A 585-nucleotide genomic window follows, 5' to 3' on the forward strand; every position below is an offset into this window, starting at 1 on the left:
CAATCCATCCTTGAGCTATTAAAAGAGATCAACCGCAAACTCAACATCACGATTCTACTGATCACCCACGAAATGGAAGTGGTAAAAAGCATCTGTCACGAAGTGGCGATCATCGGTGGTGGTGAATTGGTTGAGAAAGGCACGGTTGGCGATATTTTTGCGCACCCTAAAACGGAACTGGCTCACGAGTTCATTCGTTCCACATTGGATCTTTCCATTCCAGAAGATTACCAAGCGCGTTTGCAACCAAATCGCGTTGAAGGCAGCTACCCTCTTGTCCGTATGGAATTTACTGGCGCAACCGTAGATGCACCGTTGATGTCGCAGATTTCGCGTAAGTACAACATCGACGTCAGCATTCTGAGTTCCGATCTTGATTACGCCGGCGGTGTGAAGTTCGGCATGATGGTCGCAGAGCTGTTTGGTAATGAACAAGACGACAGTGCAGCAATTGAATATCTGCGCGAGCACAACGTAAAAGTAGAGGTACTTGGTTATGTCCTTTAATACGATTTTTGAATGGCTAAGTTTAAACAGCAAACTACTTTTAGGTGCTACGTGGGAAACCATCTATATGGTCGCGAT

At 45.8% G+C, this 585-nt stretch carries 1 protein-coding gene and 1 pseudogene; both read left to right on the plus strand.

What is annotated here, in order from left to right:
• Window positions 1-507 (plus strand): NIL domain-containing protein (locus R7Q11_RS27975; RefSeq protein ID WP_318094478.1); only part of this gene is annotated, 507 nt, incomplete at its 5' end.
• Window positions 497-585: pseudogene (locus R7Q11_RS27980) on the plus strand (methionine ABC transporter permease); the annotation flags it as partial. The gene R7Q11_RS27975 and the pseudogene R7Q11_RS27980, both read left to right, overlap by 11 nt.

Source organism: Vibrio sp. 970, from assembly GCF_033339075.1.